At 35.0% G+C, this 11,071-nt stretch carries 5 protein-coding genes; 1 reads left to right on the forward strand and 4 read right to left on the reverse strand.

Annotation, left to right across the window (positions count from 1 at the left end; translation table 11 throughout):
* Positions 1–406: 406 nt before the first annotated feature.
* On the forward strand, positions 407–2,458 hold the full coding sequence (locus tag ACP5SP_RS06320) for an AAA domain-containing protein (protein ID WP_428076263.1): 2,052 nt from the start codon (positions 407–409) through the stop codon (positions 2,456–2,458).
* Here ACP5SP_RS06320 and ACP5SP_RS06325 read toward each other — a convergent pair.
* From ACP5SP_RS06325 to ACP5SP_RS06340, 4 genes are all read right to left on the reverse strand, one after another.
* Positions 2,450–3,622, reverse strand: coding sequence for a geranylgeranyl reductase family protein (locus ACP5SP_RS06325; RefSeq protein ID WP_424587167.1), 1,173 nt, complete (start codon positions 3,620–3,622; stop codon positions 2,450–2,452). The genes ACP5SP_RS06320 and ACP5SP_RS06325 overlap by 9 nt on opposite strands.
* Before the next feature lie 442 nt (positions 3,623–4,064).
* Positions 4,065–7,292, reverse strand: a complete 3,228-nt coding sequence (locus ACP5SP_RS06330; RefSeq protein ID WP_428076264.1) for a stalk domain-containing protein — start codon at positions 7,290–7,292, stop codon at positions 4,065–4,067.
* A 15-nt stretch (positions 7,293–7,307) separates the two neighbouring features.
* A complete protein-coding gene (locus tag ACP5SP_RS06335; protein ID WP_428076265.1) occupies positions 7,308–10,433 on the reverse strand; it encodes a S8 family serine peptidase in 3,126 nt (1,041 codons plus the stop codon).
* 165 nt (positions 10,434–10,598) lie between these two features.
* Positions 10,599–10,805, reverse strand: coding sequence for a DUF2905 domain-containing protein (locus ACP5SP_RS06340; protein WP_416085346.1), 207 nt, complete (start codon positions 10,803–10,805; stop codon positions 10,599–10,601).
* Positions 10,806–11,071 lie beyond the last annotated feature (266 nt).

The following is an 11,071-nucleotide window of genomic DNA, read 5'->3' on the forward strand; positions in this document are numbered from 1 at the left end:
TCAGAATAAACATAACCAGTCATTTCGAACGAAGTGAGAAATCTCCTCCTTTGGGGAAGTTGGAAGGGGGATGTGCCCTCTTCCAATGATTGTCATTTCGAAGGAGCGCAAGCGACTGAGAAATCTCCTCCTTTTGGGGGATTAGATGCAGAGAATTGTAAATCCTGCCTTTAAATTTGAACTCATCCATAAACTCCGTTAAAAATTTCTTATTGGTAGTTTTTGGGAGAGATTGAAGCAAAAAAGTTTTCTTTGATGAATTCAAATAAAAAATCTTCATTTGGTAATAATTTTTATGCAATTTTGTTATAGAATAAAATTTTAAAAAAACTTCCATTTTTATAAAATTTGTAAAATCAAATAAATTTTTTTGATTTATTTTTATAAATTGTATAATTTTGGTAAGATGGCAAATTTAAAAGGAGTTGTAATAAGGGAGTTTGAAAGCGCCGGTAAAAAGTGCATTACGCTATCTACTGATAGTGGTGTATTTAATATTGTTTTTGAAAAGCCTGCCCAATTGTGGGGTGTAAAGAAATTGAGCTTTGTAAACCTAAAAGAAGAACGTGGAGCTCTTCGTAAAACATTTTTATTCACTGATGATTCTTTTGTCTCATTTTATCCTGGTTTTCTTGTTCAACCTGAAGAAATTGAAGAGGATTCTTTATCAACCTTATCCAAGATTTTTAATGGTGCTTCTCTTAAAGAATCTTTTGAAGGCGAAATCTTTTATGCGGTTAGAGGTATTAAAGAGAGCAATCGTTTTAAAACCCTTGTTGAGAGATTTCCAAAAGATATAAAGGCTAAATTCAGTTTCTATCCATACATTTTTGATACAACTTTCGGATTTTTCGTTAAGGATGCGCTTTTCTTTGGGAGATTTCCTGTTGTTTTTGAAGATAATTTTACAAAAGGCATAGTACAGGCTATTTCCTCTAAGTTTGAAGAGTATTTGGTAATGAGTAGCGTTGGTACTTTTGAAGAAAAAAAGATCTCTCTTTTAGATAAGAAGCAAGTTTTCTTAAAAAGAAACGAGTTTGCAAACCTTGTTTATTCATTCTTTAAAGTTATTGGAAACAATTATGACAAAACAAATCCAAACATGCTCGATTATGCTTACCTTTTTGACCATAGGGACATCTTTGAAGCGCCTATTAACGATTTTCTCAAGGAATTTAGAAGTGTTCGCAAACATATTAAAAAGCTTCTTGAATCAAGGCTTGAGGATATTGAGACAACACGGATTTACAATGCAGAGTCTGACGACTTTGCATTTAAGGCTTATATTAAGGATAATGAATTAAATCTTGACAGAGGCACTCCTTGTATGCTTTTTGAAAGACCCCCTCTTAATATGAGGATTTTTGGTATCGTTAAATCAATTGACTTTAATACAATATCAGGCGCAGTTGACTACAAGACTGTATCTCCTGAGTTTATTACACCGCTTAAAACCGTTAAGCAAGAAGTAAGGGGAATAATTAATATTACAAAAGCTACTGATACTTTAAAGGATTTTCTTATAAATGGTAAATTTTTACCTCATATTGATAAACTTTTTGACAATCCTGTAGACCTAATTGCAGATCAACCTGTATTTGCTGTTATAAAAGGTAGTTTTGGAACTGGTAAAAAACACATTATTGGGGAATTTTTGCAAAAATATCCAGGAGCAAAAATAATAATTTTTTCCAAAGGTTTCTATAAATCTCTTAAAGAAGTTTTTGGAAATCTTGTTGAGAAGAGTGTTGAAAATCTCGAAGGGGTGTATGATTATATTTTTTATTTTGATAGACATATTGATAAAAACACTATCTTAAATCTTGCACCATTCACGAAAAATATAATTGTATTTACTTATGATGAAACAGTACCATACGAAAATCTTCTTGAAGAAAGCAGAGTTTTTAGACTCAAAAAGGTTTTTGGCTTTGATAAATTCATTCATAAGTTTGTCTTAAGGTTCTACGCTTTGAATTCAGAGGCAACTTCAGATGTTTCAGAGATTAAAATTCTCAATAAAGAAAACATAGAAAGTGAGTTTATACCAATTGTGAATCCAGAAAAAGTTGTTCAGTTTGTTCAAGTTAAAGGTGCAGTTGAATTTGAAAGAAACAAACTTAACAAAAATGAGGCGAATTTCACAACGACTCTTATTGTTCAATTCCTGAAGGGTGGGGTAGATCGTTCATCTATTGAGGTAATTGTGCCTTATGAGAGACAAAAGGCATATATAATTGATCAATTGAAAACTAATCAAGTTGAAGGTGTGAGAGTTTCTCTTGTGGAGGAAGCAATTCAATCTTCAATTGTTGTAATAAATTTTGTGGATGTTGAAAGCCTTCCGAATGTTTTTGAGGACAAATTTAATCTTGCATTCGCTATAACAAGGGCACGAAGCAAAGTCATTTTTGTGGGTTCGCCTGCTCTTCCTAAAAAGGAAAAGTTCCTATCCTAAAATTTTTCTTTTCAGGTAAATTAATGGTATTTGTGGATTGTTAAATAGCAACTTTATACCTGTAATAGCGGGTTTATCCATAAATCCGTATTGTATCAAAATTTGAGATATCCTTTTGCTGTTTAGATTTTTTATTATTTGGTCTTTATCCTCATCAGTTAGTGAGATGTAAACATCTCTTAGAAAAATCTCTCTTTTAAACTCGGTTATTAATGCCTTTTTTGAGCGACTATCATAAGTTTCGAGAATTTTAAAGAAATTATTGCTATTATCTTTAAATGCTTCGATTATTGTTTCACTTAGAATATTCCCAGCAATAAATCCTGTAAGAAGACCACCTCCTGAGAATGGCTTAACCTGTCTTGCAGCATCACCAACAAAAAGAATATTTTTGTATGCGATTTTTTTGGGAATTCCTATAGGGATACTCCAAACAACTGGTTTTCCTGAAATTTTTGCATTTGAAAGTAAACTCCAGTTTTTAAAAAGCATGTCTAATTTATCAAGAAGGTTTTTTCCAATATTATCGCCAAAACCTACACGGGCACTTTCATCACTTGTTGGAATAATCCAAGCAAACCAATTGTTGGCAATATGATTATTCATATAGATATACGCAATTTCAGTATCGTTAAGCGAAATTTTTGTATCTACCTGGACTGTGTAAATAGTTTCTCCATCAATTTCTACATTGAGCATCTTTTGAATTGCTGATGTTGCACCTGTAGCAACTACAATAACCTTGGTATTAAAAATATTCCCATTTGTAAGTGTAATAAAGGAATCTCCGTTTTTTGTGTCTATGTTTTCAATGTGTGCATTGTAAAAGAATTTTGCACCATTCTCTTTTGCTTTGCTTTCCATAAAGATATCAAAGTTACTTCTGTCTATAACTGCAGCGTAAGGAACATCTCTTTTGAATTGAAAATCGTTTTCTTTACAAGAGAAAACCTTAGCTCCCTTTATATAGTTTATGATAAGCGATTTATCTAAATTTGTAAGTTCAAGAAACTCTATTGGGACAAGTCCTGAACAGTGGTTTGGAAATCCAATTTTTGTTTTTGCCTCAATTACCGCAACGGAAAGTCCTGCTTTTGCGAGGTTGCTTGCAACATTACATCCAATAGGTCCGCCGCCAATAACGATTACATCGAACTTTTCCACAATCAGATTATACTACAAATATTTTTAAATTGAGTGTGGAAAACTTACATTCTATTGGAGTGAATACTTCTCATGAGTTTCTTCTCCGATATTGAAGAAAACTTATCATTTCTGAAATCTACTCCCTTTCAGGGGGAGTTAGAGGGGGAATATGTCCTCTTCCAATAATTGTCATTTCGAAGGAGCGTAAGCGACTGAGAAATCTCCTCCTTTTTGGGGAAGTTGTAAGGAGGACTTTTACCTCTCCGATGTAAACAGATAAGGTATCTCGCTTCGCTCGATATGACAATTATTTTGAGGGGGCACAACACCGCCCCCTAAATACTTTCACGACTAATAATTTTTGCTTTTAGGAAAAGAGAAAAAGGTCTATTCGAGGCTTAAATAGAATTAAAAACTGGCAGAAGAAAATCTTCTGCCAGTACATAAAACAAATAAATCTTTAAGGTGCTGGATAAGTTATCGTTATCGTCTTGGTTGTTCCATCCCATTCGACCTTTGCACCAAGAGATTCTGCAACAAACCTAAGAGGTAGCATAGTCCTTCCATTAATTATCTCTGGCATTACCTTATGATTAGTATCATCTATCCACTTTGTTACACCATTTACCTTCGCCTGTGGTTTACCAATCCATAACTCAATAGTAGTTGTACCTAATTCAATGGTAACTTTCCTCGTAGCCCCATCCCAAGATATGGAGCCACCAATTGCTTCAACAATAGCCCTTATCGGAACAAGTGTACGAGAATTCTTAATAACTGGTGGGGAATCAAGTGTTCCTGGAACACCATTAACTGTAAATGTAGATGATCCAATCTGCAATGTTATGACCGTGGATGTTTTAAGATAAACAGTTCTTGTAAGTTGACTAGATATTCCATATTTATTTGTTGAAACAATTGTTATTGTATTGGCACCTTCTCTTAAAATTATGCTGTAAGCAAATCGACCATCGCTTCCAACACTTACTTTAGTATTATTAATTGTAACTATGCAACCTGGGTCAGTCTTTCCTGTGATATAGAAACTTGAATCTTTGACTGTAGTTCCATTTTCAAAATCAACAGTGAGAGTTGGCGGCGCAGGGTTGTAAACTGATAGCGTAACTGGATTACTTTCTGTTCTTATGATACCTAATTTACTATTGTAGAAAGTAACATCTGTTGGTACTATATTTGTGTCACCTTCAGAAACTCCTGTAAACGTAATTCTTATTAGGCTTCCTGAGGCAGACACACCACTAACTTTACCAACAAGAGAGTACCCCACAATAATTGTGCCCGCCTTATCGTGATTCTCCAAGAAAACTGCGTTTGCTCCAAGGTTAAAGACAGGTTCAACTTTCGAAACTTTTAGTTTTGTATTGTCGTATGAAATTGTAATTGCCAATCCATAGAGATCCTCTGCTTTATCAATTGAGAGATCGATCGTTCCAGTATTCCCAAGTGGCACTTTATCTCCTATAAAACTAACCTTAACCGGTGGAATTTCTGGTGTAAAGATAGAAATTGTAATAGATTTTGATAGATTGGTGGAACCATTAGAGGTAAAAGTCAGAGTAACTTCGCCACCTTCTTCAGGAGCTGCACTTAAAGGAACGGCTACTGAAACTGGTAAAAGTACCGCTTCATTAGACTTCACAGAAATATTATTTGTATTGATAACAAAGGTCCAAGAAGACGGAAGATGGTTTTCAACTTTCAATGAGTAAGAGTCATCAGAGCTTCCGGTATTCTTAATCACTATATTAAAATTGAAACTATCTCCTGCTTTGGCTTTGACATTTGACAATGAACTCCTAACAGTAAAATCATATTTTGGAAGCTCAGGAGCAGTAAAAGAAAGGATTCTTACAACATTATGGAAGCAATCAGCAACAAGAATTCTGCCATCTTTGGTAAAGCTTAGCATTGCAGGCTCATAAAATTCTCTTTCAGTTGACCAAATAAGATCAAATGTATCTCCCTTAAATGCTTGGAGTCTTCCATTTTCAGTATCTGAAACTATTATATTTCCCGAATTATCGACTATAATGCCGTAAGGAACCCAGAATTTACCTTTTCCTCTTCCTCCACCGCCAAAAGAACCTTTAAGTTTTTGAGAGGAATCATATACATATACTTTGTTATCATCGGTTGTTGTAATGTAGAAATTACCATTCTTATCAATATAAAGGCCAACTGGAGCATGTGCTGGTGCAAACTGACCCAATAAAGTACCATCAGGCTTAAAACCTACAATAGATTGAGTTCCGTTACTTGCTGCCCAAACATTACCTGAGAAATCAACCGCAACACCAAAAACATTCGAAACTTTCCCTGCACCAATTTTCGCTACGAAATTGAAGTTTTCGTCGAACTTGGCAATAAAATCTCCAAGTCCTACATAAATGCTTCCATTGTGGTCAGATGCAATACCTCCAATTGCCTTAAATGGCTCTTTGTCGCTTATTCCTTTTATTGACTTAATGAATTTTCCATCGGGGGTAAATATATCAACTTCGCCTACATCGTTAAAATTGGTCCAACTTGTAACCCAAATGTTTCCTTTTGAATCTTCGCAAGCAGCCCAAGGGTTAATAAGTCTTCCTTTGGCATATTCGCTAAAGTCAATTTTACTTACAAAATTTCCTTTAGAGTCAAACTGTGTAAGTCTTATCCCAACAGGATAACCAAATGGATTTCCAGGGCTGTAGAAATAGCCAGAGTCAATTACAAATACATTGCCATTATCGTCAACTGCGAAACCGCCAGGAGTAAAGAAGGTTCCGTTCGGCTGTGGGATTTTTGTTGCATTGTCACCAAATTTCATAAGGAATTTACCGTTTGGATCAAATTTCTGAACGCAAGCATGTTTTTTATTTCCTAATCCTCTGTCTAATACATAAATATTTCCTTGCTTATCAACAGAAACATCAAATGGATATACAAACTGACCATCATTAGTCCCAGCACTTCCAAACTTCAACAAAGTCTTTCCAGTACCGTCAAGCTTAAAAACAACTGAAGAACGCATATCAACTACATATAGATTGTTCGAAGAATCTACACACATTCCACCGGGCGCAACAACGTCTGTTTGAAGAATTGTTTTGAAATTGCCATTGGTGTCAAATACTTCAATCCTCCCATTCAATTGATCAGAAACATATACATTTCCAAGAGAATCTACTGCAATACCAGAAGGACCATTAAACTGACCATTCCCAGAACCTTCAGATCCTGCATTAAAAATCCATTTTCCGTTTTTGTCAAATTTTGCAAAGTAGTTATTAAAGAAGTCTGCAATGTAAAAATTACCATCTTTATCGACTGCAACATCAGCAGGATATTGGAGTCTTCCTCCACCATATCCTAAATCACCAAATGTTAGGATATTGTATAGATTTTTGTCGAGAACATGAACTCTACCATAGCTTGTATCAAGGACAACAAGGTTCCCATCAGGAGTAAATGTCATTCCTTGCATTGGAAAAGAAAGATCGCTTTTGTAATCACTTTCATATGTATTTGCGGTATGAAGCGTAAAAGCACCAATATAATCATCAGGGAGAATACCAACAAGTCCAACCTGATACAGAGGTTTTGTATCTGCTTTAGTAATAGTTGAGAATGATATACTTGTAAAGAGTAATGCAATAGTTATTAACAAGGAAAATGTCCTCTTCATTGTCCTCACCCCTTCCTATGGGTATGTCTCCCCAAAATGGGAGAGCAATATTACTAAATCTTTTCCATCAATAACTCCATCCATGTTAAAATCGGCAAGAGGTAAATAATTTGAATCCTTTGGTTCACTTCCAAATGCCTGTTTAAAAAGTGCAAGATCTACATCATCAACCTTTTTATCCCTATTAAGATCCCATGGGTTTTCGGCTTTGTTTATTGTAATTTGCGTTGGAACAAATACCGATAGGATGCCATTATTGTTTATGCCAGTTACACTGGATTCCTTGAAACCTACATTCGTTGTGCCTGGAACTTTTCCTCTCAATGTAAATGAGACCAAACTTGAGTTTCCCTTCAATTCATGACCTTGCTTAAATTTAATGTTCACAAAAATTTCGCCCGTAAGATTATCAACCTTTAAAGAATAAGTATCGACATCATCAGGTTTTAAAGAACTGCTGAGTGCAACATTTTCTGCCTTTACAATATTGGCATTGAAATATACTATTGTATTGACAGAAGATATCGCATCGCTTAAAGAAACACTTAAAGTAGCATTCGAAGTTTCCTCCTGAGCTATTGATCGTTTATCAAGTGAAACTGAGCAAGTGTTTTGAGGTGCATTCTGAATCTCAAAATTACCTTCAACAGTTGCGGTATCTTCAATTATAGGGTTTTGTTGATCATTATTAGATTCCACAACCGCAACTTGCCACACATATGTCCCATTCTTTAAGAAATAATTTCCGTAAATATCTCTTCCATCCCAAGTAAATTTATAATGTCCAAGGAAAAGTAAAGATTTATTGTAGATTACCCCAATAGTATTTCCGTAAAGATCTTTTATTCTTATTTCGACCTGGTCTATGATATTTGAACTCTCAGGTCTTTCGTTAGGCTCAGTTGGAGGTATCACAGAACCCGATCCAAAAGCAAAGTTAAAATCAATTGTGTTGCTTCCAATCTTAAGAACATTTGAAGAAGCACTAACATCATAAAGTTTTTCCGGAATTTCAACATCGCCATTCCAGATTATAAATGGCACATGCAACTTTGTCTGTCCATTATCAAACCAAATAACTCCCTCATGTGGGCCTTTTGAAAGTTTTGTATTATCAACCGAGAAGGTGATTTTAATCGTAGAAGACTCGTAAGAAGCAACTGTAACTTTTGCTGGATCTATATTTACAGTTAATCCAGAAGAATTGCCAAGAGTAAATTCTGAAGAAACTGAGAACGTTTGGCTTGATCCACTCACATTTTTAATAGTTAGGGTAACAGGGGCAAGCGAATCTGTCTTCATTAAAATATCATACGGCTTAATAACTGCAGGAGTATTTATTGCATTTGCAATATTTACCCGACCGGATCCTTGTAAAAGCCATGTTATAGTTTCATTATTTTGATAGTTCTTGAGTATAACTGCTGTGTTCATTAGTGCGGCCTTTATATCTTCAGAAGCAAAACCAGGATGTGCCTGTTTAAAAAGAGCAATTGCTCCTGCGACATGTGGTGCTGCCATTGAGGTACCATTCCAACTTGCATATGCACCACCAGGAATTGTAGAATATATTGCAACACCAGGTGCTGCAATTTCTGGCTTAAAGTAAAAATCAGCCGCAGGACCCATAGAACTAAACGAAGCAATTGTACCAAGACCTGAGATATCACTAAATTTAATTTTCAATCCTTTATTTACAAGATCTTTAAGGAAGAGACCATCACTTTGAGTTACAAAAATTGCAGGGATATACTCTTTTTTTTCATCACCTGGAGATACATTAAAGGTAGGCGAAACAATACCAGGCATATTGTTATAAATTATGACACCAACCGCTCCTGCTTCTTTAGCATTTAAGTCCTTATCTCTAAAATAAATTGCATTTGGACCAATTGGACCACGAGATATGAGGGCAATTTTACCTTTAACATTCACTCCTTCAAAATCGGAAGTTCTTCCATAGCCACATGGAACTACTTCAAATTCTTGATCTTTTGGGAAAGCAGGAGAAAGATCAGCATAATTTCCAAGAATCAAACCTTGGCCTGAGGGAACATTAGGAGAAATTATGTTTATTGCAGGATGAACACCATCATCTGATGCTGCAACTGAAAGCACTTTCCTTGCACCCGATGGAGCTCCTAAAGGATATGGTTTTGTTTGACATCTTGCTCCCTGATTGCCGGCTGAAATTGAAGATAGAACCCCAGCGTCGGCTGCAGTATCAAATGCTTTATTTTCAGGATCTTCAGGGTCAGAGGTACCAAGACTTCCCGAACCAAAAGAAAGATTCGCAACATTCGCTCCATCCTTTACTGCCCTTTCAATTCCCGCAATAATATTCTCAGTAGATGCATTTCTGCTACCACCTGCAACGATCTTATATGCAAGAATTTTTGCTTTAGGCGCCACACCCTTTATTTTACCATCTGCCGCTGCAATACCTGCAACATGTGTTCCATGCCCATTTAAATCCATAGGGTCTGGATCTTTATCACCAAAATCATACCCGCCGATAACTTTGTAATTTGGTCCAAATCCCCCGCCCAAATCTGGATGAGTGTAGTCAACACCTGTATCAATTATGGCAATAACTATACCAGTGCCATCAACAGGGTTTCCTTTTGCATCTTTTATTTGTTGTGAAACGGTATTTGCACCTATCACAGAATTACTCACATCGTCAGAAATTGTGTAGGTTCTGCCTGGATAGATCTTTTTAACAAGGTCTAATTGTGAAATTTTCTTGAGATCTATACCTCTTATGGAAAGAGCAAAACCATTGTAGGTATACTGGTATCTATATCCAAGTTTAGCGTCAGGTGAGATGGTCTTAATCTGTCTGAATAGTTCAAGCTGTTTCTCGGTAAGCATTTTTTCATAATCATTAGCAGAAATACTCCTTCCAAAAGACAAAAGTGTTGAATCACCTTTTTCCTTCAAGGAATAGGTAATTACAGGATCATCTTTTAATTCCACAATTACATTCACATAGTCGTTTGTTGTGAGCTGTGTTTGGTTAAAACTCTTTGACAACTTTGAAGCTTCAACTGCATTAACTGGAGCAGAAGAAAAACTCATCAAGGATGATAATAGCAACAGAACTAATACAGTCACTAATACTTTCTTTTGTAATTCCATAATGCCTCCTTTCTTCACTTTGAGTACATTATATCTATAGAAAAATTTTATTAAATTTTATTCAAGTCAATATCAAAAGATTGCTTTAGTTTAAAACTTTACATGGCTAATCTCATTTAAAAGAACCAAAAATCCTTAAGCAAAACAAATATAAAATAAGAAAAGTCATTTTCTAAAGATTAGATTCAAGATTAGAGTTAGTAAAAGGCTAATTAAAATTGAAGTTGTGATGGGAAAGTAGAACTCAAAATTATCACGTTTAACGTAAATATCACCTGGAAGTCGAAACTTCCAATTTTCAAAAAGCATAACAATAAGCCCAAATATGATAAGCAAGACACCCATTAATACAAGCACTTTCCACATTTTCATACTATATTATACAAATTATCAAACAATGATTAAATATCCTTTAAGATATCTTTTAAGTACACTTTATTTTGAGGAATTTACAAGAAAGTATTTTAAATCTTTTCATTAAATTCTAAGCAAAAAGATTTTAGATTTTGGAGTGGTTAAAAAAACAGCACATTTATAATCAAACTGAGGAGATTCCTCGCCTTCGGCTTCGGAACGACAAATGAAAATTGGCTTCAGAATGACAAATAAAAGTGATAAGTTATTCTTTTTGTTTTTTA

Source organism: Caldisericum sp. (assembly GCF_049967455.1).
GTDB lineage: Bacteria > Caldisericota > Caldisericia > Caldisericales > Caldisericaceae > Caldisericum > Caldisericum exile_A.